Origin of the sequence: Mucilaginibacter sp. UYCu711, from assembly GCF_050433825.1 — a bacterium.
In the GTDB taxonomy this organism is placed as follows: Bacteria; Bacteroidota; Bacteroidia; order Sphingobacteriales; family Sphingobacteriaceae; genus Mucilaginibacter.
Genome location: NZ_JBNPWM010000005.1, coordinates 23,896 through 46,753 on the forward strand (window position 1 = coordinate 23,896; position 22,858 = coordinate 46,753).

23 protein-coding genes are annotated in these 22,858 nt (G+C 41.2%); 9 read left to right on the plus strand and 14 right to left on the minus strand.

Annotated features, from left to right (window positions below; translation table 11 throughout):
• Nucleotides 1–68 precede the first annotated feature (68 nt).
• The 3 genes from tyrS to ABIB50_RS11690 are packed head-to-tail and all read left to right on the plus strand — an operon-like array spanning nucleotide 69 to nucleotide 2,341.
• Nucleotides 69–1,352: a tyrosine--tRNA ligase gene (gene tyrS, locus ABIB50_RS11680; protein WP_429379902.1), complete on the plus strand. Its 1,284-nt coding sequence runs from the start codon at nucleotides 69–71 to the stop codon at nucleotides 1,350–1,352.
• A gap of 51 nt (nucleotides 1,353–1,403) precedes the next feature.
• On the plus strand, nucleotides 1,404–1,889 hold the full coding sequence (gene parS / locus ABIB50_RS11685; RefSeq protein WP_429379903.1) for a type II RES/Xre toxin-antitoxin system antitoxin: 486 nt from the start codon (nucleotides 1,404–1,406) through the stop codon (nucleotides 1,887–1,889).
• On the plus strand, nucleotides 1,889–2,341 hold the full coding sequence (locus ABIB50_RS11690) for an RES family NAD+ phosphorylase (protein ID WP_429379904.1): 453 nt from the start codon (nucleotides 1,889–1,891) through the stop codon (nucleotides 2,339–2,341). Before parS ends, ABIB50_RS11690 begins: the two co-directional genes overlap by 1 nt.
• Nucleotides 2,342–2,345: 4 nt before the next feature.
• On the opposite strand, the gene ABIB50_RS11695 is transcribed toward ABIB50_RS11690, so the two are convergent.
• The 3 genes from ABIB50_RS11695 to ABIB50_RS11705 all read right to left on the minus strand — a co-directional run bounded on the left by ABIB50_RS11695 (nucleotide 2,346) and on the right by ABIB50_RS11705 (nucleotide 4,491).
• Nucleotides 2,346–3,011: a PH domain-containing protein gene (locus ABIB50_RS11695; protein WP_429379905.1), complete on the minus strand. Its 666-nt coding sequence runs from the start codon at nucleotides 3,009–3,011 to the stop codon at nucleotides 2,346–2,348.
• Between the two features lie 62 nt (nucleotides 3,012–3,073).
• Nucleotides 3,074–4,057, minus strand: coding sequence for an acyl transferase (locus ABIB50_RS11700; protein ID WP_429379906.1), 984 nt, complete (start codon nucleotides 4,055–4,057; stop codon nucleotides 3,074–3,076).
• Between the two features lie 80 nt (nucleotides 4,058–4,137).
• Nucleotides 4,138–4,491 (minus strand): DHCW motif cupin fold protein, encoded by a 354-nt coding sequence (locus tag ABIB50_RS11705; RefSeq protein ID WP_429379907.1) that lies wholly within the window; start codon nucleotides 4,489–4,491, stop codon nucleotides 4,138–4,140.
• Nucleotides 4,492–4,578: 87 nt separating this feature from the next.
• On the opposite strand from ABIB50_RS11705, the gene ABIB50_RS11710 reads away from it, so the two are divergent.
• Nucleotides 4,579–5,250, plus strand: coding sequence for a lipid-binding SYLF domain-containing protein (locus ABIB50_RS11710; protein ID WP_429379908.1), 672 nt, complete (start codon nucleotides 4,579–4,581; stop codon nucleotides 5,248–5,250).
• A 234-nt stretch (nucleotides 5,251–5,484) separates the two neighbouring features.
• Entirely contained in the window at nucleotides 5,485–7,941 is a 2,457-nt protein-coding gene (locus tag ABIB50_RS11715; RefSeq protein ID WP_429379909.1) for a glycoside hydrolase family 31 protein, read from the plus strand.
• Nucleotides 7,942–8,014: 73 nt separating this feature from the next.
• Here the strand turns inward: ABIB50_RS11715 and ABIB50_RS11720 are convergent, their stop codons facing one another.
• On the minus strand, nucleotides 8,015–10,423 hold the full coding sequence (locus ABIB50_RS11720; RefSeq protein WP_429379910.1) for an ABC transporter permease: 2,409 nt from the start codon (nucleotides 10,421–10,423) through the stop codon (nucleotides 8,015–8,017).
• Nucleotides 10,424–10,615: 192 nt separating this feature from the next.
• On the opposite strand from ABIB50_RS11720, the gene glgB reads away from it, so the two are divergent.
• Both glgB and ABIB50_RS11730 read left to right on the plus strand, forming a co-directional pair.
• Nucleotides 10,616–12,667, plus strand: a complete 2,052-nt coding sequence (gene glgB, locus ABIB50_RS11725) for a 1,4-alpha-glucan branching protein GlgB (RefSeq protein ID WP_429379911.1) — start codon at nucleotides 10,616–10,618, stop codon at nucleotides 12,665–12,667.
• An 11-nt stretch (nucleotides 12,668–12,678) separates the two neighbouring features.
• Complete coding sequence (locus tag ABIB50_RS11730) at nucleotides 12,679–13,119, plus strand: DUF1801 domain-containing protein (RefSeq protein ID WP_429379912.1); 441 nt, start codon at nucleotides 12,679–12,681, stop codon at nucleotides 13,117–13,119.
• Between the two features lie 45 nt (nucleotides 13,120–13,164).
• Here ABIB50_RS11730 and ABIB50_RS11735 read toward each other — a convergent pair whose 3' ends face one another.
• The 5 genes from ABIB50_RS11735 to ABIB50_RS11755 form a co-directional block, all read right to left on the minus strand.
• Nucleotides 13,165–13,656, minus strand: coding sequence for an isoprenylcysteine carboxyl methyltransferase family protein (locus tag ABIB50_RS11735; RefSeq protein ID WP_429379913.1), 492 nt, complete (start codon nucleotides 13,654–13,656; stop codon nucleotides 13,165–13,167).
• Nucleotides 13,657–13,658: 2 nt separating this feature from the next.
• A complete protein-coding gene (locus ABIB50_RS11740; RefSeq protein WP_429379914.1) occupies nucleotides 13,659–14,720 on the minus strand; it encodes a type III polyketide synthase in 1,062 nt (353 codons plus the stop codon).
• 109 nt (nucleotides 14,721–14,829) lie between these two features.
• Entirely contained in the window at nucleotides 14,830–16,020 is a 1,191-nt protein-coding gene (uxuA, locus tag ABIB50_RS11745) for a mannonate dehydratase (protein WP_429379915.1), read from the minus strand.
• A gap of 364 nt (nucleotides 16,021–16,384) precedes the next feature.
• Nucleotides 16,385–18,058: a sodium/sugar symporter gene (locus ABIB50_RS11750; RefSeq protein ID WP_429379916.1), complete on the minus strand. Its 1,674-nt coding sequence runs from the start codon at nucleotides 18,056–18,058 to the stop codon at nucleotides 16,385–16,387.
• 230 nt (nucleotides 18,059–18,288) lie between these two features.
• Nucleotides 18,289–18,639: a hypothetical protein gene (locus ABIB50_RS11755; RefSeq protein WP_429379917.1), complete on the minus strand. Its 351-nt coding sequence runs from the start codon at nucleotides 18,637–18,639 to the stop codon at nucleotides 18,289–18,291.
• 152 nt (nucleotides 18,640–18,791) lie between these two features.
• On the opposite strand from ABIB50_RS11755, the gene ABIB50_RS11760 reads away from it, so the two are divergent.
• Nucleotides 18,792–19,208, plus strand: a complete 417-nt coding sequence (locus tag ABIB50_RS11760) for a hypothetical protein (RefSeq protein WP_429379918.1) — start codon at nucleotides 18,792–18,794, stop codon at nucleotides 19,206–19,208.
• Between the two features lie 31 nt (nucleotides 19,209–19,239).
• On the opposite strand, the gene ABIB50_RS11765 is transcribed toward ABIB50_RS11760, so the two are convergent.
• Nucleotides 19,240–19,602, minus strand: coding sequence for a hypothetical protein (locus ABIB50_RS11765; protein ID WP_429379919.1), 363 nt, complete (start codon nucleotides 19,600–19,602; stop codon nucleotides 19,240–19,242).
• Between the two features lie 195 nt (nucleotides 19,603–19,797).
• On the opposite strand from ABIB50_RS11765, the gene ABIB50_RS11770 reads away from it, so the two are divergent.
• Nucleotides 19,798–20,307 (plus strand): GNAT family N-acetyltransferase, encoded by a 510-nt coding sequence (locus tag ABIB50_RS11770; RefSeq protein WP_429379920.1) that lies wholly within the window; start codon nucleotides 19,798–19,800, stop codon nucleotides 20,305–20,307.
• 108 nt (nucleotides 20,308–20,415) lie between these two features.
• Here the strand turns inward: ABIB50_RS11770 and ABIB50_RS11775 are convergent, their stop codons facing one another.
• From ABIB50_RS11775 to ABIB50_RS11790, 4 genes are all read right to left on the minus strand, one after another.
• On the minus strand, nucleotides 20,416–20,769 hold the full coding sequence (locus tag ABIB50_RS11775) for a hypothetical protein (RefSeq protein WP_429379921.1): 354 nt from the start codon (nucleotides 20,767–20,769) through the stop codon (nucleotides 20,416–20,418).
• Between the two features lie 17 nt (nucleotides 20,770–20,786).
• The gene (locus tag ABIB50_RS11780) at nucleotides 20,787–21,275 is read right to left on the minus strand and encodes a hypothetical protein (protein ID WP_429379922.1); all 489 of its coding nucleotides are present in this window, start codon (nucleotides 21,273–21,275) and stop codon (nucleotides 20,787–20,789) included.
• 140 nt (nucleotides 21,276–21,415) lie between these two features.
• A complete protein-coding gene (locus ABIB50_RS11785) occupies nucleotides 21,416–22,159 on the minus strand; it encodes an isocitrate lyase/PEP mutase family protein (protein ID WP_429379923.1) in 744 nt (247 codons plus the stop codon).
• 1 nt (nucleotide 22,160) lies between these two features.
• On the minus strand, nucleotides 22,161–22,694 hold the full coding sequence (locus ABIB50_RS11790; protein ID WP_429379924.1) for a DinB family protein: 534 nt from the start codon (nucleotides 22,692–22,694) through the stop codon (nucleotides 22,161–22,163).
• Nucleotides 22,695–22,858: the final 164 nt, after the last annotated feature.

Sequence of the window (22,858 nt, forward strand, 5' to 3'; positions counted from 1 at the left end):
TGTTTTTCTTTTCTGCACTAAAGGACATATTCTATTATCTTTGGCGTCTTTGAAATATAACTATACTAATGAACTTTGTTGAAGAATTACGCTGGCGGGGCATGCTGCATGACATTATGCCCGGAACCGAGGAACTGTTAAATAAGGGTACGACGTCAGGCTATATTGGGTTTGACCCAACTGCCGATTCGCTACACGTTGGCAGCCTGGCGCAGATCATGACCATGATCCACTTCCAGCGTGCCGGCCATAAGCCGTTAGCCTTAATTGGCGGTGCTACCGGTATGGTTGGCGACCCGTCAGGCAAGTCAGCCGAGCGTAATTTGCTGTCGGAAAATGTGTTGCAGCAAAACCTGGCAGGTATTAAAGCGCAGTTAGAGAAGTTCCTGGATTTTAACAGCGGTGCCAACAGCGCCCAGATGGTTAATAATTTCGACTGGTTCAAGAATTTCACCTTCCTTGATTTTATTCGTGAGGTAGGTAAGCACATCACGGTTAACTATATGATGGCTAAAGATTCTGTAAAGAAACGTTTGGAGGGTGAAACCGGCATGTCGTTCACAGAATTTACTTATCAGTTGGTGCAGGGTTATGATTTTTACTATTTGTGGAAACATAACGATTGTAAGCTGCAAATGGGTGGGTCAGATCAATGGGGAAACATAGTTACAGGTACTGAGCTGGTGCGCCGTAAAGGCGGGGGCGAAGCTTTTGCTTTAACCACACAATTGATCAAAAAATCAGACGGATCAAAATTTGGTAAGACCGAGGGTGGCAACATCTGGTTGGACCCTGCAAAAACATCGCCTTATAAATTTTACCAGTTTTGGTTAAATACCAGCGATGAGGATGCTAAAACTTATATCCGCATATTTACCTTGTTTGATGAACCAACCATTAAAGATTTGGAAGCCGAACAAGACGCTGCACCCCATTTACGTGTATTGCAAAAAGCGCTGGCAAAAGATATAACGATACGCGTGCATGGCGAAGCTGAATACGAAAAAGCCATTAAATCATCTGAATTTTTATTTGGCAATACCGGCATTGAATTTTTAAACGAACTCAATGAAAGTGAAGTAATTGGCTTATTTGAAGGCGTGCCTAACTTTACAATAGCTTTAGCCGATCTTCAAGCAGGCGTAAATGCTACCGATCTTTTAGCTGCTAACACCGCTGTATTCACATCAAAAGGTGAAGCAAAGAAGATGATACAGGGCGGGGGTGTGGCTATTAATAAATTAAAGATCGCATCGCCTGAAAGTGTGTATAACCAGGAGGCTTTAATTGGCGGAAAATTTTTGGTAATACAAAAAGGAAAGAAAAATTATTTTTTAATTATTGTGGAATAATTTTTATTTACGACAAATTGTACTTATTTTTGGATTAATGTCGTATATTATATGAGTGAAGATACCACAAACAACAGTTTAAATGAGCCATTAGCTATTTACGCTGTACAATCCGGCAACTTGTTTAGTAATTTATTAGGCAGTACTGCCGCGCAGTTTAGTTTTATGAGTGATTTTGATATCCTTGCAACTACGCGTAAAGGATTGCCAAAAAACTTATTGATGGCTTTTGCCAAAAAAATATCTTTAACCCTGCAAGAGTTTGCCAACATCCTGCATATCTCTGAACGCACTTTACAGCGCTACGATGATACAGAAATTATCAAAACAGAATACGCAGAGAAAGCGGTTGAGTTAGCCCGTTTGTACACCCGTGGCGAAGAAGTATTTGGTTCGCTTGATAAATTCAAAACGTGGATGAAAACTCCGTTGTATGTGTTTAAAGGCGAGGCCCCTGTTTCGCTGTTGGATACCTCAATTGGTTTTGACATTGTTTTTAAAGAGTTAGGCCGTATTGAGCACGGTATTTTTGCTTAATGTTACTTTACCGCATTGTTAGGAGTGCTTATGCAGATCTAAGCGGCAATGGTGCCCGTTTATACGGCGGCCGGTGGAACAGTGAGGGTAAGCCAATGGTTTATTTCGCTTCGTCAAGATCATTGGCTGTATTGGAAGCCCTGGCGCATTTAAGCCCGACAAATATCCCTGATGATTATTGCATGATGATAGTTGAGGTGCCTGGTAATGCAGCTGCCGAATTAGACATTAAATTATTGCCTCAAAACTGGCACGAGTACCCTGAGCAAAATATCCTGAAACAAATAGGGAACCGGTTTTTACAGGAAAAGAAAAACCTGCTGCTTAAAGTACCTTCGGCAATAATAAAGGAGGAATATAATTATCTGTTAAACCCACTGCATAGCCATGCAGATAAGGTTAAGATTATAAGCAAGCAGCCGTTTAGTTTTGATGCACGGCTACTTACTTAAATTATTACAAATCGTTTAGTAATTCTAATTTTTTGTGATTGTATTCTTCCTGCGATATCAACCCGTTATCAAATAAAGTCCTTAACTTTTTAAGTTTTTCGGTTAATATATCAGGTTTTGCCTCTTCGTGATGAACAATAACCGGCTCCAACTTAGGTTCTGGTGTTGGCTCAGGTACTGGCGGCGTAGCTATTTGATGCGCGGCCACATGTTGTGACGGTGTTTCAAATTGTACTGAGCCTGATTCGGCGCGTTTTTGTTCCAGGTCGCGCAGGCGGCGTGCTTCGCGTTCGGCTTCTTTACGTTCCTGTGCATATTGGTATAGTTTACGGGCCTGTACCTTAGGTAAGTAATCAACACCCATTTCGGCACCGCTGGTGGTTTTTACGCTGAATATGGCACCTATAATTTCTTCTTTGGTATAAACATCAACCACATCTTTCCAAACATAATCAATGAATTTTATAGACAGGCCCAGGTTTGCCGGAGTAAAAAACAATACGCGTTTGTTGGTTATGGCAATACAATCAGGCAGGATATTAACTAACGGCTTTTTTTGTACAGCAATGTATATTATTTCTTCGCCGGTGGTTAACAGGTCTATAAGGCGGGTGTATACCTTTTCAACAGCTTTTTGGTCCTGTTCGTCATGCAAAAATTTCTCGATCATCTTAAATCACTTATATTTTGAAGTGCAAAAATATATAAATTCTGTTAGTTGTATATTAACTTTTACGCTATCAGTAAATTACAGCCGCGAATGTCGGCATTGTCAAAGCGGCCCAATATCTCAAAACTTCCATCGCTGTATATTTTACCCAGGTCCTGAGTAGCAATAAACGAGCATGAATTAATATTTGCCAGATCAATAACATTAATGCCGCCGGCTTTATTATTAGTAATAATACTTAATGGGTCATTGGTGTCGCGCGTTATGATGCGCATCCAGGGCGGGCAATTAAATATGCCGGCTCCTTTTGAGTAAGCCTGCGATAATAGCTCGGTCATCCCATATTCTGAATGTATGGTATCAACCCCAAAACCTTTGCATAGGGTTTCATGTAACTCCTCGCGAATCATCTCTTTACGCCGGCCCTTCATACCGCCGGTTTCCATAACTATCAGCTCAGGGAAATTTATCTGGTATTGCTCTACAAAATCTAACAAAGCAAAGGTTACACCTAACAACAAGGTTGGTTTTTTAGCCTGTTGTTGTTTGATAAGTTGCGCGTACAGATCGGCGTGATTATACAAGTAAAAGCCGCTATCAGGGTTGTTAGATTGCGTTATCAGGTCCTGTGCCATATAGATGAGCGACGAACCGGGTCTTTCTAAATAAGCCGGCAATAAAGCTAAAACCGTATAGGCTTTTATATCGCCATAAAATAACTGGAATGCTTTGCGGAAGCTTTCTTCGTACCAGCTAACATCGATTACATAGTGGCTGCTGGTGATCATGCCTGTGGTACCGGAGCTGGTAAATGTTATGGCTACATCATCGGCCGAACTTAAAACCGAATGGGCCTTAAAAAATTGGATCGGTAAAAAAGGGATATCCTGGATATTAGTTATGGTAGCCGGATCAATACCTAAGCCCGAAATAAAATCAGCATAAATCTTACAGTTTTTTGCCTGATGTTGAAATATCTGCAACGCGACGGCATTAAACTGCTCATCATTACTAATAGAAAATACCTGCTGTTTACCGGGTTTCATCGCGACAAAGATAAGCAGATGTGCAGATATGCTAATGTGCGTATGCGCAGATAATACGTTGGCATGACCAATTACTTATTTTATGGCTGATACTTTAAAAAATCGCCATCAATAATCAACAGTTTTACATTAGTTTGCGCTAATGAGCGGTGCGAGCTTAGTTCGTCACTAACTATGTAGGTCATCCCTTGAGTTAGTGTCGATCGTTCGCCGTTTTTCAGCTCAGAAATAACCTCCCCCTCTAAACAATGTACAATATGGCCCTTTTTGCACCAATGGTCGGCAATGTAACCTGCGGTATATTCAACTATCCTGACGCGCAACCCGGGAAATTGTAGTGTTTGCCAGGTTGAATTACCCACCTCGCCGGGATGGTTTGTTTTGGCTATGGTGTCCCAGTTTATAACCTGAAAAGGAATGTTTTTGTCGCTCATTGTGATAGGTAATTAAATAGTGCAAGTTAATAAAGAAACAAACAACTCTAATTTTTAAGGGTTGTAGTTCTAAATAACATAACACTTATGAAAACATTAAAATTATACCTGGTGCCGGTACTGTTAAGCGTATTTATCGTACTGGCATCGACTATGCAAACAAGCAAAGAGACTGAAAAGGTGCAAAAATCATCCGCCGTATTGAAGGCTTTTGGCACCATGAAGGAAAGTATTCCGCATCAATTAATTACTGATTACCAGGGAATAGTAATCATTCCTAACTTATTAAATGCCGGTTTTGGCATTGGCGGCAAGCGCGGTAAAGGCGTTGCTATGGTTAAATTGCCCGATGGTAAATGGAGCGACCCTGTATTTGTTACGCTTACCGGTGGTACATTGGGTTTGCAAATAGGTGTACAATCGGTTGATATGGTATTGGTTTTTAGGCATAAAGGCGTATTGGCTAAAGTAAAAAACGGCGATTTTACTATTGGTGGCGACATATCGGCAGCGGCCGGGCCGGTTGGGCGCAGCTCGACAGCAAGTACAGATTATAAACTGGAAGCTGAGGTATATTCCTATTCGCGCAGCCGCGGATTATTTGCAGGGATAACCATCCACGGTTCTAACTTATCAATTGATAAGAGTGCTAACAATGCTTTTTATGATAATAAATTATCATCGGCCGAGATATTTGAAGCCGGTAAAAGTACCAATGCCGCAGTTGTCGATCTAAAGGCAACCCTGGGCGCTTTATAAATTATCAGCCAGTTAATAGCAGCAGGTTTTAGGCTTGTTGCTATTAACTAACTTTCTGGTATTGAAAATTATGAGTTTCATAATTTTTCACACTTGTCAATGTTTTCCACCCGGATTATAACTTATTTATTGAATAAAAGTCGTTTATTAGCTGTTGAAACAAGCACCTGCCAACTTGTTTTTTGCGTTTTTGCAAAATTTTTGTGGGCAAGGCACGATTAGTTTAAACGTTTTATGGAAGAGAATACGGTAGACCCCAAATTAGAATTAAATAAAGTAGCCGAAGAAGAGGAAGTATTTCAACACGTAAATAATCCTATCATCGGTATAAAGCCTATCCAAAAAAAATACCTGGGTATACCCAACCATGCAGATCAAATAGGTAACAAGTTTTTCTTTACAGATGGCGAGGCTAAAGTTGAAATAGTTGTTGTTACCGACGAAATTATAAGAGTTAGACTTGCACCACACGGTGTTTTCCTGGATGAGTTTTCGTACGCCGTACCTAAGCTCGCCCAAAAAGCTACTGCCTTTACCTTGTTTGAAAATGATGCGGAATTTCGCGTATCAACAGGGGTAATAAATTGCCATATCCGTAAGCAGGATTTCTTTATCTCTTTCTCTGATGCTAACGACAAAGTTACCAGCATGGATGCGGTGCCTATGCACTGGGAAGAGAATGTGGCTTTTGGTGGTTATTATGTTTTCTGTACAAAAACCTGTGCGCCAAACGAAAGTTTTTTTGGCTTAGGCGATAAACCAACCGAACTTAACTTAAAAGGAAAGCGCTTTGTTAACTGGAACACAGATGCTTATTCTTTCCAATGGAATCAGGACCCGATATACCGTACCATACCTTTTTATATTAGTATAAATGAAGGTATCTCTTATGGTATTTTCTTCGATAATACCTTTAAATCGCATTTTGATTTTGGTGCCGAAGAAAAAAATAAAACCAGCTTTTGGGCCGATGGCGGCGAATTGCAATACTACTACATCCACGGCCCGCACATGATGGACGTGGTTAAAAATTATCATATTATAACAGGTACACACCCAATGCCTCCACTTTGGGCGTTTGGTTACCATCAATGCCGCTGGAGCTATTATCCCGAGGCCAAGGTTAGAGCTATTGCCGATACTTTCCGTAAAGAAAAGATCCCTTGCGACGGTATTTACCTGGATATTGATTACATGGATGGTTACCGCTGCTTTACCTGGAACAAGAAATATTTCCCTGATCCGGTAAAAATGGTGAAGGAACTGGCTGCCGATGGCTTTAAAACCGTTGTTATTATTGATCCGGGTATCCGCGTGGATGATAATTACTGGGTGTTTAAGGAGGGTAAAGAGAACCGTTATTTCTGCCGCCGAAGTGATGACTACTTTATGGAGGGCCACGTATGGCCAGGCCGTTGCCAGTTCCCCGATTTTACCAATCCGGAGGTGCGCGAATGGTGGGGCGGTTTATTCCAGGGCTTGGTTGATGCGGGTGTTGCAGGTGTTTGGAATGATATGAACGAGCCTGCTGTATTTGGCACCAGTACGTTCCCTGATGATGTGCGCCACCAGTATGATGGCCATCGCGGATCGCACCGTAAGGCGCATAATGTTTATGGTATGCAAATGGTACGCGCTACTTACGAAGGTTTGCGAACCATTATGAAAAATAAGCGCCCATTTACAATTACCAGGGCAGGCTATTCGGGCGTACAACGTTATTCGTCTGTTTGGACGGGTGATAACGTAGCTACCTGGGAGCACTTGAAATTGGGTAATATCCAGTTGCAGCGCCTGTCAATGTCGGGCATATCATTTTGTGGTACTGATATCGGTGGTTTTAGCGGCGAGCCTGATGGCGAGCTGTTTACCCGCTGGATCCAGTTAGGTACCTTCGCACCGTTTATGCGTGCGCACTCCGCCGGTGATACCAAGGAGCGCGAGCCGTGGAGCTTTGGCGAGCCATACACTTCTATCAACCGTAAATTTATTGAGTTAAGATATAAGCTTATCCCTTATTTATACTCTACCTTCTGGGAACATCACCGTTATGGTTTCCCTATTTTAAGGCCGATAGTTATGCAAGAGCAGATTGAGTCTGACAACTATTTCCGCCAGGATGAGTTTACTTATGGCGATAAAATATTGATTTGCCCTGTATTAGAACCCGGACAAAAAAGCCGCAAGGTTTACCTGCCGGTAGGTAAATGGTATAACTTCTGGTCGTTAGAAGTTGTTGATGGTGGTAAAGAAGTAGAGGTGCAAACTCCGTTGGATACTATCCCTATCTTTGTTAAGGCCGGTTCTGTAATACCTGAATACCCGGTAATGCAATATGTTGGCGAGAAGGAGATTGAAGAAGTTAAGCTAAATGTTTATTACAGCGATTATGATGCTAACTCATTCTTCTTTGAAGATTACGGCGAAACCTTTGCGTACGAGCAGGATATTTACTCGGAGAAAAAATTCGCGGTAAACGGCAGCAAAACTAATTTCACGGTACAGCAAAGTATGGAAGGTCTATACACACCAAGATATGAAACGTATGCATTCAGCGTATCGGGCCTGCCGTTTAAGCCATCAAAAATTATTGCTGATGGAAAGGCTATTAAAGATTTTACGGTTAATACTGATAAAATATTAGAGTTTAAATACAGTAAAAACTTTAAGAAGATAGAGATCAGTAAATAATCGGAAACTTAATTTTGATATTGTATCAGACCTCCGAAGTTTTAAAAACTTCGGAGGTCTTTTTATTTACGGCTTAATTATCTACCCGCAAACTCTTCACCGGATTAGCCAATGCAGCTTTTACGGTTTGTATGCTGATCAATACCACTGTTAAAACGGTTAGTACCACTATAGTAATAACAAAAGGCAAAGGTGTTATTGTTATCCGGTAGGCATAGCTATTTAACCATTGCTTCATTATCATATAAGCCAGTGGAGTAGCAATTGCTCCGGCGATAGCTACGGTTACTAAAAAATCTTTCATAAACAGCATGATTACGCTGTTAACCGATGATCCCAGCACTTTGCGGATGCCTATCTCCCTGGTGCGTTTTTGAATGCTTAGGGATATTAAACCCAATACACCAAGCAGTACAATAATTACCGATAATATGGTTGCTATAAAGGCGGCCTTTTTTAATTGCAGCTCGGTTATATAGACTTTTTTTAGTGCATCGTCCATAAAGTTATAATCAAACGGCGTACCCGGCATTAATGCTGTCCATTTTTTCTCGACGGCTGCCAGGCTTTTTTGCATATCGCCGGGTTTTATGCGGATAGAGAAATAACGGTAAACCGAATTATACCTAATGTTCATGAAAGTAATCGGAGTTATTTTATTTTGCATCGACCCGAAATAAAAATCGGAAGTGACGCCACCAATGGTAAAAGGCTTAGCCGAATAGGCCCAGATCATTACTGGTTTACCAATAGCATCTTCGGCGCGGTCCCAACCCAACGTTTTGGCTTCTGTTTCATTGATCACAATTTTTGAACTGTCGCCAGGTGAATAAACCGGACTGAAAAATTGCCCGGCTTTCATCTGGATCTTATAGGTAGCCGTGTAATTATTGTCACAAACCATCCCCGTGCTGCTTATCACTTTATTAGGATTTTCCGGTCTGTTGATCTTGTAATTACCGCCGTTATGACCGTCGGGTATTTCGTACGATAAGGATATGTTGCGTACCTCAGGTATTTCAGCCAATTGCGAGCGGATATATCCCATCCTCTGAACGCCTTTAGGCGACCAGTCACACGGCAGCTGTGCGTAAATGATGTTGTCTTTGGTGTAACCCTGGTTGTCGCTAAAAAACAGGCTTATTTGTTGCGACATTATAATGGCGCCGGTAAAAACAACAGCTGCAATGGTAAACTGAAAAACCACCAACGTTTTGCGAAACAGTACGCTCTCTTTAACTGAGCTTAATTTGCCTTTTAACGAATCGACAGATTTTAAGGCTGATAATACCAGTGCCGGATAAAGCCCCGCTAATAGCCCAATCAGCAATGAAAACAGGAAGAGGAGCGGAATAAAATATACCGGGAAAGAAAATAGCCCCGGAATTTGCTTGCCCAAAACATCGCTAAAATAAGGTTTGGCAACAAGGTAAATTATTAGCGCCACAAAGGTTGATAACATGACTAACACAACCGATTCGATCATGAATTGTAAAATAAGCTGCTTGCGTAAACTACCTAATACCTTGCGGATACCCATTTCCTTCATCCGCCCTGACGACCTGCCGATACAGATATTTACAAAATTAATAACTGCCATAAACAAGATAAACAATGCTGTGCAGGATAGCGTTAAGGTCATTTTTTTGATCACACCATTGTTGGCGGTAAGGTTATAATCTGTAAGTTTTACAAGGTATTCTGTAAGCTCTTTCTTAATTACGTTGTCTGATGCATTTTTATCCATCAGGGATTTCATGGCTCTTTCAACAGTTGCAGGAGTTACGCCTTTTTGTAATTCTACATAACCCACATTGCCTGGGTTCATCCAACCTTCAAGACTACGGTTAAAATATCGCGCGGCAGCGTTATTAAAAAAGAAATCATTCTTCCCTGCCAGGGAGGTTACGGAATTTTCCGGGATCTCTTTTAATACACCGGTAATTGTAAAATCATGGTTCCCGCCGTTAAGGTTTTCAAAATTAAGTGTTTGGCCTATTACGTTCGTCCGCCCAAAATATTTCATGGCCATTTTTTCTGTAGTTACTACTGTAAACGGATCTTTTAAAGCAGTGTTAGCATCGCCATGTAATAGTTTAAATCCATAAGTCTTTAGCAAAGTGCTATCGCCCAATTGAAGGTTTTCTCTAAAATGCTTGTTGTTTTTTGATACAGTGGTAGTAATCCCATCAGCATGATAATAATTAGCAACCAGGGTAGGGTAATTATCTTTCAGTGCCTTAGGTAAGGCTGCTATAATACCTATTTCATTACCCAGGTTTGGGTCCTCCCATTTGCTAAGGATGATGTATTGGTTATCGGCATTTTTTAGTTCATGGTTAATTTGTAGCTCGCCCCAAATATAAGCGCCTATTAGTAAAGCGAAGGCAATGCCTACAGATAAGCCAAATATATTAATTAGCGCAAACACTTTGTTTTTACGGATGTTGCGCCAGGCAATAGTAAAGTAATTATGCAGCATAGGTATCAAGTTTAAACTAATGTAATGGCTAATTGCGAAACACAGAAAACATTAACATTTTTTAACTACTACCTTCTACAACTATTTATTGTTTATTGCTTTGCACCAAACAATAATGATATATTTGATTGTTATAAAACCAGGCTCATCTATAAAATGAGTTATATCTAAACGCCCCAAGGGCTTTCTACCATGGCAAAGAAAATAGCTACTACCCAACCCGAATCTGCGGCAGCAAAACCTGCAAAAACTACTAAAGCAAAAATTGTAAAAGAAACGGAAATAGTAAAGAAGGCCGCCAAACCAAAGGTTGTTAAAGCACAACCGGTTGAAGAATATAAAGCAGTTATCCCTTATAGCCGGTTTAGTGATTTTGATATAGCGCTGTTTCAATCGGGCAAGCATTATAAGCTTTATGAAAAATTAGGCTCGCACGTGGTGGAGCATAATGGGGTAGTGGGTACTTACTTTGCAGTTTGGGCACCAAACGCTAAATATGTTGCTGTGATAGCCAATTTTAATGGTTGGAATCGCGGCTCGCACTCTTTGTATATTCGTTGGGATGGCTCGGGTATTTGGGAAGGATTTATCCCGGACGTTGGGGTGGGCGAGGTATATAAATATTTTATCAGCTCAAATACCGGCGAAGACCTGGAAAAAAGTGATCCTTTTGCTTTGCGTTGGGAAATACCACCACTTACAGGATCAATAGTTGCTGATACTTTTTATGAGTGGAAAGATTCAAACTGGATGGCTAATCGTTACCAGCATAATGCTTTAGATAAACCATATTCTGTTTACGAAGTGCATTTAGGCTCATGGGCACGCGATTTTGAACAGCCGGACGTGTTTTATAGTTATGAGCAATTGGCTGACATGCTGGTGCCTTATGTTAAATATATGGGCTTTACGCATGTAGAGTTTATGCCGATAGCCGAGCACCCTTATTATCCAAGCTGGGGTTACCAGGTTAGCGGGTACTTTGCAGCGTCGTCGCGCTATGGTACACCACAACAGTTAATGTTACTGATAGAGCGCTTTCACCAGGAAGGTATAGGCGTTATCATGGATTGGGTGCCTTCGCATTTCCCGGGAGACGCTATGGCGCTGTACAATTTCGATGGCACGCACTTATATGAGCATGCCGATATGCGTAAGGGCTTTCACCCCGACTGGAAATCGTACATATTTAACTATGGCCGAAATGAAGTGCGCGCGTTCCTGATAAGTAATGCCATTTTTTGGTTAGATAGATATCATGTCGACGGTTTACGTGTAGACGCGGTAGCATCTATGCTTTATTTGGACTATTCACGCAAAGAGGGGGAGTGGGAACCTAATATTTATGGGGGCAATGAGAATTTGGAAGCCGTATCGTTTTTAAAAGAATTTAATGAGGCTTGCTATAGCCATTTCCCCGATATACAAACCATTGCCGAAGAATCCACCTCGTTTACAGGCGTTAGTCGCCCGGTATTTTTAGGCGGGTTAGGGTTTGGCATGAAATGGATGATGGGCTGGATGCATGATACCATAAAATATTTCCAGGAAGACCCTATCAACCGTAAATACCATCATAACCAGTTAACTTTTAGCCTGATCTACGCGTTTACCGAGAACTTTATGCTGCCTTTCAGTCATGATGAGGTTGTTTATGGTAAAGGCTCTATGCTGCGCAAAATGCCGGGCGATGAATGGCAACAGTTTGCCAACCTGCGCTTGGTTTATAGCTATATGTTTATGCACCCCGGTGCTAAATTGCTGTTTATGGGTGCCGAGTTTGGCCAGGGTGTAGAATGGAACTACCAGGATGCGCTGCAATGGCATGTAACCGAATATCCAAACCATAAAGGGATAAGCGAAACCATCAGGGCGCTTAACCAGCTTTATAAATCAGAACCGGCTTTGTACGAAAAAGCGTTTTCGCCCGAAGGGTTTGAATGGATAGACGGTGGCAATGCCGACGATTCGGTAGTAGTATTTGCCCGTAAAGGACATGATGCTAAGAATGATTTGCTGGTAGTATTAAACATGACACCGGTATCTCGTACCAACTTTAGGGTAGGTGTGCCTGCCGCGGGCAACTGGAAAGAGATCTTTAATTCGGACAAACAGGAATATTGGGGAGCCGGCATAACCAACAAATCAACCTTAACAAGCGAAGCTGTAAGCTGGCATGGCAGGAATAATTCTATCAATATTACGTTGTCCCCTTTAGCTGCATCGGTATTTAAAAGGGTTTAAAGCAAACTAATATGAGTATAACAGCCTACTTTAATAATCTCCCGGACGATCGCAAGGCGCCTATGCAGGCATTATGGGAGGCTATTGAAGATAACATACCCGAGGGCTTCGCCGAGCAGTTTTACTATGGCATGCCGGGTTTTGTTATACCGCATTCGGTATACCCGGCAGGCTATCATGGCGACCCTAAGTTGCCGCTGGGATTTATTTATATCGGATCGCAAAAAAACTTTATCGTAATGCACCATTTAGGGCTGTATGCTAATAAAGAACTGCTTGATTGGTTTACCGCCGAATATCCCAAACACAGTAAATTTAAGTTGGATATGGGTAAAGGCTGTGTTCGGTTTAAAAAGCCAGACCAAATTCCGCTTGCCTTGATTGGACAACTTGCTGCCCGGGTTACACCTAAGCAATACATAGAAATATACGAACGCGTAATAAAGCGATAAGTGCGTGATTGCTAAAAAATAATTTAAGAGTGATTGGTAAAGAAACTACTTAGCCCAAACTTTATTCTCTACATTTATCCTCACTGTTAACATAGCTGCATTTAGCAGGGTGAAGATTATTGCGGTGTAGTAAAGGTGAAATACCAGGGGGATCAAAGCTATCTCGCAAACCACTTCCATATAATTAGGGTGCTTGAAAATTTTGTATGGCCCTTTTTTTACGGGATACACGCCAGGTACACGGTAGATCTTAGTGTTCCAGTATTTACCTAATGATGATAGTGCCCAAAACTTAAAAGCTAATACCAGCAGGAAGGCTATTAAAAACCCCCAGCTGATTGGTGTTCCGCCCCGCCAGTTATACTCGGCAATTATTGATATGATGAATAGTGTATGCATAGCCACCATAAAAGGGTAATGGCTTTGCCCGTATTGTATGGCACCGTTTTGCAGCAGCCATTTTTCGTTACGGCTTGATATGTATAGTTCTGACAACCGTTGCAGGATCAAAAAAGAAATGAATATGATGAAATACATGTTTAGTTTTTAGTAAGCTTTAGCAATACCATCTCGCTCGAAAAACCCGGCCCCATGGCCATCATTAAACCGTACCCATCTTCAAATCCTTCTCGCATAAATCGTTCTAAAACATATAAAACCGTAGCGCTGCTCATGTTACCGTTATCGTTCATAACGGCGCGGGTTTTATTCAGGAAATCGCCCTCAACACCCAAAGCATCAGTATAGGCATCTAACACTTTCTTGCCACCGGGATGAAAGATGAAGTTTTTAATATCGCTTAACTGCAAGTTATGATTAGCTAAAAATTCGGTAATATCCTGCTTAACATTTTCGTGTATGAAAGTAGGGATATCTTTCGAGAAAAGAACCTTAAACCCCGTGTCCTGGAAATCCCAGCCCATTACTTCTAATGAGTCATAATATAATTTGCTGCTGGATGCTACATAATCAACTTTGTTGCCAGGGCAGGTATGATTGTCGCCCTTGATAATACAAGCCGCTATACCGTCCGAAAACAGGCTTGAGCCAATGAAATTGCTCTTGCTATAATCGCTTTTGATTAAGGTTAATGAACATAGCTCGACTGCGACTAACAATACCACAGCATTGGGGTTAGCCATAGCCGCCATATTGGCTTTTGCCATGCCTGATACACCACCGCCGCAACCCAGGCCCCACAACGGGCTACGGTTAACGTGCGGGTTTAACCGCATTTTGTTAATGATCAATGCATCAATACTCGGCGTAGCCAGGCCGGTGGTTGAAACAAATACCAGGTCGGTTATGTCTTCTTTTTTAACACCTGCTTTTATAACGCAATCCTCAATAGCTTGTACCGAGTAGTTTAAGGCGTTCTCGATATAATCGTTATTGCGTTCCTCGAAGGTATTTGGTTCGCCGTAATAGGAAAGCGGTTTTACAAAATTACGGGTGATGATCTCGGTATTATCAAACGCAAATATCAGCCTGTCCGTTTGCGGGAAATTGGCCGAAAACAAGTCGTGAGCCTGCTTTTTAACGTTTTGCTGGTTGGTTTTATACGGTAAATCGATGGTAGCTGTCGCTGCTATGTAGGGCATATTTTAAATACGTAGTTTTTTAACTTGCAGTTGCCCTATTATAATCAGGAAAAGGTGGATTTGTTTGTAACAATAAAGACCACTCGCAGGAATGGTCTTTATTGTTGATTTACAACAAGCTCCTCTTTACGCCCAACTCCAGTCCCCGTAATTCAGCCAGCCCTTTCAACCTGCCTATTACAGAGTAGCCCGGGAAGGTATCATAGTTGAAATCGTCCAGCAATTTATGTCCATGGTCTGGTCGCATCGGGATGGCTGCGTCGGTACGGCCAGCTTCCCGGCGTTTCTTTTGCTCCAATACAAGTGCCTTCATAACCGCGTACATATCTGTGCTGCCTTCAAGGTGGTTATCTTCATAAAAACTGCCATCGGCTTCGCGCTTAACGTTACGCAGGTGCAGGAAATGGAAATGCTGCCCCAACCGTTCAACTATACCCGGCAAATCATTATCACCACGTGCGCCTAATGAGCCTGTGCAAAACGTTAACCCATTACTTGGCGAAGGGATGGCGTTTACCACATCGTTTAAATCTTGTTCTGTCGATACTATCCTCGGTAACCCAAATATCGGGAACGGCGGATCGTCTGGATGCACGCACATCTTTATACCCAGCTTCTCCGCTTCAGGAATAATGGCTTGAAGGAAATAGGCCATATTGGCTTTCAGCATTGCTGCATCAATACCTTCATAACGTTTTAAATATCCTTTAAACTGCTCAACAGTAAGCACATCTTTAGTGCCCGGCAGGCCGGCCATCATGTTGTTGGTTAGCAGGGTTACTTCATCAGCACTTAAACCATCCAGGTACTGTTTTGCAGCTGCCTGTTCTTCTGCGGTAAACTCAGTAAACGCTTCCGGGCGTTCCAGTATATACAAGTCAAAAGCGCGCCAGGCCGGGGCATGGAAACGCAGGGCAGACGCACCGTTTGGTAACCTGTAGTCAATGTCGCTGCGGGTCCAATCCAGTACGGGCATAAAGTTGTAGCATACGATGCTTATGCCTGCTGCCGACAGGTTCTTTAGCGTCTCAATATAGTTGTTGATATGTTGCTCACGCTCCGGGCCGGCAGTTTTTATGCTGTCGTGCACGTTCACGCTCTCTACAACCGACCACTTAAAGCCGCCGGCTTCAATAATAGCCTTACGTTTTTTTATTTCATCAAGGCTCCACACTTCGCCGGTAGGGATGTGGTGCAGCGCGTTAACAATGCCGGTAGCGCCGGTATGGCTTATGGCTTGCAAAGTAGCCGCATCGTTAGGGCCGTACCAGCGGAAGGTTTGTTCTAAATTTGGGATCATTTTAATGGTGACGTTATCTGCTGCAAATAAACATTATTTTGTGGACAGGGGGATAATTTGTTTGATTTTGTTCCAACTTGTTTTGTTTCACAAAAATACGCAACAAATGAAACAAGTGAAACAGGATTTTGAATTAACTATTTGATATGCAATTATTTATAAAAAATTGGTGAAACAAAATGAAACAACTTTTACGTCTGTATTATTAAGTATGATTTTAATTTATTGCTTTGATTTACAGTAAACTACAAAAAAGCGTTTTTTTGAGGCTGAAACAAGGCAAGTGAAACAAGATACCCTGATCCGCTAAAACAAAAAAAGTCCCGGTTTGTGGCCGGGACTTTTAAATGATCTATTGATGATCTTACCAGAACATTGAATATAAAGCAACCAATATACCGCCAATTATTAATGTACCTACAGCAAAACCTCTTGATGTTTTAAACATGCTGGCATCAACCTCCAGGCCGTGAACTTTTTTACCATCGGCATTCTCAATCATTGATATGATGTACATACCTATCACGCAGATCAGGAATACAAAACCCATACGGTCAATAAACGGCATTTCGTAAACACCGGCGCCGTTTTTATCGGCAAAGCCAAATTTATAAAGCGGCTCCAGGTTAATATAGTCAGGCATCACTTTAAAGCCTACCGAAAGAATAAACCCACCAATGGTTGCAAATAAAGCTGCGCTTGATGTTGTTTTTTTCCAGAAGAAACCTAAAATAAACATGGCAAAAATACCCGGCGATACAAAACCGGTGTATTCCTGGATGTATTGGAAACCGCCTTTTTTATCGATACCTAAATGGGTACATAATACGATACCCAATAACATGGCAATAACTACCGTTATTTTTCCAACAACAACCATTTGCTTATCCGTTGATCCCGGATTAATTTTCTTGTAAACGTCGAGCGTAAATATAGTAGCAATACTGTTTGCTTTACCTGCTAACGATGCCACAACAGCCGCGGTTAGCGCCGCGAACGAAAGGCCCTTTAAACCAGATGGTAATAAATTTAATAAGATAGGGTAGGCCCTGTCAGGATTAACCTCGCCACCAATGGTCATTTTATCATGGAAGCTAAATACATCCTGTTTATACAGGATAAAGGCAGCAATACCCGGTAATACCACAATAACCGGCATCAGCAACTTTAAGAAAGCCGCGAATAAAATACCGCCACGGGCAGTTTTTAAATCGGCGCCCAAAGCACGTTGGGTAATGTACTGGTTACAACCCCAATAGTTTAAGTTAACTATCCACATACCGCCAATTAAAACGCTCAGGCCCGGCAGGTCGAGGTAGTTGGGGTTCCCGGTTTGGAATATCATATGGAAGTGATCGCCTGCCTGGTCCTTCATTATTTTAAGGCCATTTAATATGCCGGTTTGTCCATAATGCTCTGATACCAGGTTAACCGCGATATAGGTAGTTACCAGGCCGCCCAGGATAAGGAAAAACACCTGGACAACATCTGTGTATCCAATAACTTTCATGCCACCCAGGGTGATAATAATGGCAAATATGGCCATGCCCCAAATACACACATTGATGTTTACATCTGATATGGCGCTTACAGCAAGCGCTCCTAAATATAATATCGACGTTAAGTTTACTACTACATACAATAACAACCAGAAAACAGCCATGATCATGGCTACCGTGCCGTTATACCGCTGGTTAAGGAACTGCGGCATAGTAAAGATCTTATTTTTAAGATATACCGGGATAAAAAATACGGCTACAATTATCAGCGTGGCTGCTGCCATCCACTCGTAAGTAGCTATGGCCAGGCCCATTTTAAAGCCCGATCCGCTCATGCCGATAAATTGCTCGGCCGAAATGTTTGAAGCGATAAGGGAAGCGCCAATGGCCCACCAGGTAAGCGAGCCTTCTGCTAAAAAGTAATCTTTTGATGTGGCATTCTTGTTGTGTTTGCGGCGGTAAACCCATATGCCATAAATGGCTACTACGCAAAAGTAAATTGCAAATACTACGTAATCGCCGGTTGTCAGCTTATTCATTTTTCTATAAAGTTTATAATTGGTTGGACAATTATAAACTTTAAATCACGCTTTAGCAAGCTATAAATAGTGGTTTGTTATAAAAACGATGAATTGTTCCGGATTATCATCTACTACTTGTCGTCGAACGATAGTGAGAGATCCATACATAGACTATTACCCGCCTGCTTGTGTATAGATTTCTCCCTATGGTCGAAATGAACTGTGTTTAAAAGCAAATAATATTTTAATTATTTACTTACAGTTATCTGGTTAGGCTCTGACGCGATGATCTGCAGCGTGTTTTTATACAGTTCAAGCAAGCCGGTTACGCAAAGGTGTTTTCTTTTAAGGTTTACCCAATCCAACTGTAATTTGTTGCCCTTTATGGCTATAGTGAATTTTTGGTTAGGGTAGTTGCCGCCCATATTTAATAAAGTAAGGGTATCACTAAATATTTTTACGCTGTACACCGTATCGCAAAGTGTGGCTACCTTACCCATGTGGTCCTTATACTCAGCCTGAGTTAAGGGTTTGTCCTGGGCTTTGGTGGTTAGGGCAAGGCCCGTTATCAATATAAATACAAGTAGCAGGTTTTTCATAGCAGTTGGTGTTTAGTGTAAACTTAAGTATTAACAAATAAAGTATCCCGGTGTTCGCAACATCAATTAATTATTACATACTGTAGCGTTATTGTTTTAGCTGTCGTTTTATCGGGAAAGTAACCAGTTGATTATTGAATTAGTATCTACCTATGAAAAACATTTTATTTTTTGCGCTTACTATTACACTCGGCTTATTAGCCTGTAAAAAACCAGATGCAGCAGCAGAAACCGGGCTTGCCGGAAAATGGGAACTGCGAACCGAAAACCAGGGTTATAGCGGCAAGGTTGTTAATTTCCCTATTGGCAATGGCCGAACGGTAATATTCTCTGGTAATACCTATAAAATAATGGCCCATGATACGGTGAAAAAAGAGGGAACATTTACCGTAGTACAGACTGTTAGCCAGGTTTATAAAACAACAGGCACCTGTATCATTTATGACAATGAAACAAATAAGATAAAAACCTTTTTAGAGGTCGACGGGAACACGCTCAGGATTTCACCCGACGCTTATGACGGAGGTTATTTAAGCTACCAGCGGATTAATGGATTAGTGGTCGATTGATTTTAAACCAGCATCCGGTTAACCCTGCAAACTACCGGATGCTGGCGGTAGCATTTGCATTAACTTTAGTTAATATAACCTGGTCGTATTTGATCTCGTTATTATTTAAGAGCACTACTTTTACTTCCTTCTGGGTAATATGCTCGCTTTTAGCTATTCCCGGGAAATCTTTTAAATTATACTTTAATAAGATGGTGTCTTTAGACAGGTATTTCCAATTGCCGGGGAAGCCGGCTTTTCTATCGAAATTGTCTGCAGATAAAAGGAAAGAACCGTTCTGATCAAGTTTAAGGCTTTTTACATAGGTTGTTCCGTTGCTGTAGTAGTTGCCCGGAACAGGGCGGCTTACTGTGCATGATGCCAATAGCAGCAAAAAGCAAAGATTTTTTTTCATGATTGGGTAATAATTAAGGGTTAAGTTAAAATTATGTTTTTCAATTTAAAAAAGCAAAGATTATTCTTATTTCTCCTGTAATTGTTCATGTTTTAACGGTAAATGTCCCGATAGGGTTTCCATTTTATAACATTTTAATAATGAAAGGCTTATATATGCTTTTGTCATTTTGAAGCTAATTAATAAATTTGCGGCATGGCTATTACACCTGCTACCCTTGCTGACGTACCCGAACTGGTTAATTTGATCAATTCTGCCTATCGCGGCGAATCTTCAAAAAAAGGCTGGACAACCGAGGCTGACCTGATAGACGGACAAAGAATAAACAAGGAAAGCCTTGAACAACAAATAGCAGACCCACAAGCCGTCATCCTTAAAAACACCAACAACGAGGGCCTGATAACCGGTTGTGTTTATTTACAAAAACAAGGTGATAAAGTTTACCTGGGGATGCTCACCGTATCGCCAACCCTCCAGGCCAATGGCTTGGGCAAGCAATTACTAAATGCCGCCGAAGATTATACCCGAAGCATAAATTGCACCGCTGTTACCATGACAGTAATAACTACCCGTACAGAATTGATAAACTGGTATGAAAGGCGCGGCTACAGCAAAACAGGGGAGACGATACAGTTGGTGATACCTGAGCAGTTTGGCAGTTTAAAACAACCGCTGGAAATGTATATTATGGAGAAGGCGGTATAATAAAAAGCCTGTCATTTCGAACGAAGAGAGAAATCTATACACGCGCTGAGTACGCAAACCGGATATGTATAGATCTCTCGCTACGCTTCGAGATTGAAGAGAAGGTGGTTACTGCTCCACAAAATGCCAGCACACGCCGGCAATGTCTATGATATTAAATTCCTTACCATAGGGCTGTTGGGTGATGTTGCCAATGCGGATGCCAAACTTTTCTACCAGTTGTTTGTCCACCACACTATCCCTAAATGCTTTAACATCGGTCACCTTAACACTCAGCATAAAGTTTTGCGCAAACTCTACCACATCATAACGTTGTAATATAAACCGACATTCGTCTTTCTGGAAACCAACATAGTCGCCCTGGTCCCAATTAATGTCAAAACCTAATTCCTGGAAAAGTTGTTTGGAACCATCAAAATTACTGCCTGAAGGGATAAATGGTTCGAGGGAGAGGAATTTCATATTGCTGTTTGAAATGATTAAAGTCCAAGGGAAAATGATTTATAATGAACCTGCTTTGAAGTAAATTTCCTTTGATAAAACTTAATATAAAGTCTATAAAAAAAAGGCATTAAGCATTTTTTTCCCGAAGTTGTCAAAGTAGTGGAAGAATAAATCAATTTATTTCTTAAAAAAAAGTCGGTAGTTATGTAATTCCCGTTAAGGCAATCTTGATAAACGTCTTTAAAATAGTTAATATCTAAATCAAAAGAATCAAAGTTAATTTCACACGAACCGTACCATAACGAGATGCGATCTGTAAAAATATTTAACGTGGCTATAGTATCCGAATCATCTTTATGGACAAGGGATATGGTAATGCTGTCTTTCGTAGTATCGATAAAACTATGTTGGCTAAAAAGTGAAATATTTACACCATCAAGCATTTCTTCAATATTCCTTAATATAAGAAACTGAAAATCGCTTTTAACCGAATTACTTTTAAGCTGTAAAAAATTTTCTATCATACTCTTTGAGTCCAATCCCTCCACAAAAAAAGCTCAACCATAAAGTTGAGCTTTTTATATTAAAAGTGAAATATCTTATTTCAACTTAAACATCTCCGCAGCGTCTCTTAAAAAGGACCCGTGCGGTACAGTTTTGGTGTTTAAAACAGGTCGCTCAGAGAGTTGTCTGCCTTAATGCCGGCTAACATAGCTTCGGTCTTTTTATATACGGCACCAAATAGAATACCGGCCATACTTATTCTTTTAACGCCCAGATCTGCCAGGGTTTGAATATTGGAGAGTTTGGCAACACCTACCACATTAACAGGCAAAGTAGTAGCTGCAACAATTTGTCTAACTATTTCCTCGTCCTGCACGCCGGTAACAAATAACCCATCGGCACCTGCATCTTTATATAAACCGGCTCTTTTTATTGTTGTCTCTAATGGTTTATCTAATTTTTGCAAAAAAACATCCGTACGGGCATTTAAAAATAGCTGCTGCCCGGTTTTTAATAAATAATTTTTAACTGATGTCAGCTTCTTTAAATATAATTCTTCGCCCTGGTTATCTTCCAGGTTAATACCTACTGCGCCTGCATCAATGAGCTGCTGGACATGCTGATTTAAAAGTTCAGGATCGTCTGTATATCCCCGTTCAAAATCTACCGATAACGGTAAACTGGTTGCCGCCTTAATGCGTGAAATAATATAAAGCATTTCTGCAAATGGCATTTGTTCACCATCCGGGTAACCCATTGAAGCAGCTATAGCGCCACTGGATGTGGCCACCGCATCAAATCCTGCTTTCTCAATAAGTTGTGCACTTTTAGAATTCCACGCGTTGGCTATTACCAGCGGCTGCGTAGCGTGGTGCAAATTATAAAACGTTTGATATTGGTTCATGTTAAAAAAGTTTTTCTTGTGGTGGTTTTACGCCGGCTAATCTTAGGTATACAGTTGTTTGGCCACGGTGATGTACCTGGTGTTCAAAAGCCTTAGCTATGCCCGTCCTTTTAGTCATATCAAAACTTCCAAGCATTTTGATAGGTGTATCAAGTTGCGCTTCGGGCATTTTTTTGATGTTATCGGCTACGTAATCATAGCTTTCCATTACCAGTTTGGTTACGTTGGCTTTAGATTTGTCGCTGCTTTTTTCCAGATCGCCTACAGTAAATGGGCTTTTAATACCCATAGCTGCCGAAGCAAGCCCGTAGTTAGCATCTGCTAAGTGCAACATTTGCCCGGCGAACGACCGCATTTCCGGCGTAGGCTGTAAAGCGTAGCCGGTTTCCGGCATCGCATCCAGGTATTCCTTCGTATAAACTTTTGATCGTTCCCATTCCTTAATGATATCTACCGGCTTTACTTGCGCCTTTGCTGCTAAACTGCCTATAACCAGGCATAGGCTTAATACTAAATTTTTGATTTCTATATTCATATTGTTTAAATGTTAAAACGTGATGAGTTTATTTGTAACCCTTCGGTTACGCAATATATATGTAACTTACGAGTTACGCAAATTTATTTTAATATATTTTTTTGAGCATGTTAATTAAAAGGCAATCTTAAGGGAATTTGTGTGGTATTATGCCAACAAAAAAG

Excerpts from the sequence above, each read along its gene's own strand:
- ABIB50_RS11695 (WP_429379905.1), bottom strand. The coding sequence starts at position 3,011 with ATGATCGAGAAATTTTTGCATGACGAACAGGACCAAAAAGCTGTTGAA.
- parS (WP_429379903.1), top strand. The coding sequence starts at position 1,404 with ATGAGTGAAGATACCACAAACAACAGTTTAAATGAGCCATTAGCTATT.
- ABIB50_RS11735 (WP_429379913.1), bottom strand. The coding sequence starts at position 13,656 with ATGTATTTCATCATATTCATTTCTTTTTTGATCCTGCAACGGTTGTCA.
- ABIB50_RS11750 (WP_429379916.1), bottom strand. The coding sequence starts at position 18,058 with ATGAATAAGCTGACAACCGGCGATTACGTAGTATTTGCAATTTACTTT.
- ABIB50_RS11690 (WP_429379904.1), top strand. The coding sequence starts at position 1,889 with ATGTTACTTTACCGCATTGTTAGGAGTGCTTATGCAGATCTAAGCGGC.
- ABIB50_RS11765 (WP_429379919.1), bottom strand. The coding sequence starts at position 19,602 with ATGAAAAAAAATCTTTGCTTTTTGCTGCTATTGGCATCATGCACAGTA.
- ABIB50_RS11785 (WP_429379923.1), bottom strand. The coding sequence starts at position 22,159 with ATGAACCAATATCAAACGTTTTATAATTTGCACCACGCTACGCAGCCG.
- ABIB50_RS11720 (WP_429379910.1), bottom strand. The coding sequence starts at position 10,423 with ATGCTGCATAATTACTTTACTATTGCCTGGCGCAACATCCGTAAAAAC.
- ABIB50_RS11790 (WP_429379924.1), bottom strand. The coding sequence starts at position 22,694 with ATGAATATAGAAATCAAAAATTTAGTATTAAGCCTATGCCTGGTTATA.
- ABIB50_RS11740 (WP_429379914.1), bottom strand. The coding sequence starts at position 14,720 with ATGCCCTACATAGCAGCGACAGCTACCATCGATTTACCGTATAAAACC.
- tyrS (WP_429379902.1), top strand. The coding sequence starts at position 69 with ATGAACTTTGTTGAAGAATTACGCTGGCGGGGCATGCTGCATGACATT.
- ABIB50_RS11715 (WP_429379909.1), top strand. The coding sequence starts at position 5,485 with ATGGAAGAGAATACGGTAGACCCCAAATTAGAATTAAATAAAGTAGCC.
- ABIB50_RS11730 (WP_429379912.1), top strand. The coding sequence starts at position 12,679 with ATGAGTATAACAGCCTACTTTAATAATCTCCCGGACGATCGCAAGGCG.
- ABIB50_RS11705 (WP_429379907.1), bottom strand. The coding sequence starts at position 4,491 with ATGAGCGACAAAAACATTCCTTTTCAGGTTATAAACTGGGACACCATA.
- ABIB50_RS11775 (WP_429379921.1), bottom strand. The coding sequence starts at position 20,769 with ATGAAATTCCTCTCCCTCGAACCATTTATCCCTTCAGGCAGTAATTTT.
- ABIB50_RS11710 (WP_429379908.1), top strand. The coding sequence starts at position 4,579 with ATGAAAACATTAAAATTATACCTGGTGCCGGTACTGTTAAGCGTATTT.
- ABIB50_RS11700 (WP_429379906.1), bottom strand. The coding sequence starts at position 4,057 with ATGAAACCCGGTAAACAGCAGGTATTTTCTATTAGTAATGATGAGCAG.
- ABIB50_RS11770 (WP_429379920.1), top strand. The coding sequence starts at position 19,798 with ATGGCTATTACACCTGCTACCCTTGCTGACGTACCCGAACTGGTTAAT.
- ABIB50_RS11760 (WP_429379918.1), top strand. The coding sequence starts at position 18,792 with ATGAAAAACATTTTATTTTTTGCGCTTACTATTACACTCGGCTTATTA.
- uxuA (WP_429379915.1), bottom strand. The coding sequence starts at position 16,020 with ATGATCCCAAATTTAGAACAAACCTTCCGCTGGTACGGCCCTAACGAT.
- ABIB50_RS11755 (WP_429379917.1), bottom strand. The coding sequence starts at position 18,639 with ATGAAAAACCTGCTACTTGTATTTATATTGATAACGGGCCTTGCCCTA.
- glgB (WP_429379911.1), top strand. The coding sequence starts at position 10,616 with ATGGCAAAGAAAATAGCTACTACCCAACCCGAATCTGCGGCAGCAAAA.
- ABIB50_RS11780 (WP_429379922.1), bottom strand. The coding sequence starts at position 21,275 with ATGATAGAAAATTTTTTACAGCTTAAAAGTAATTCGGTTAAAAGCGAT.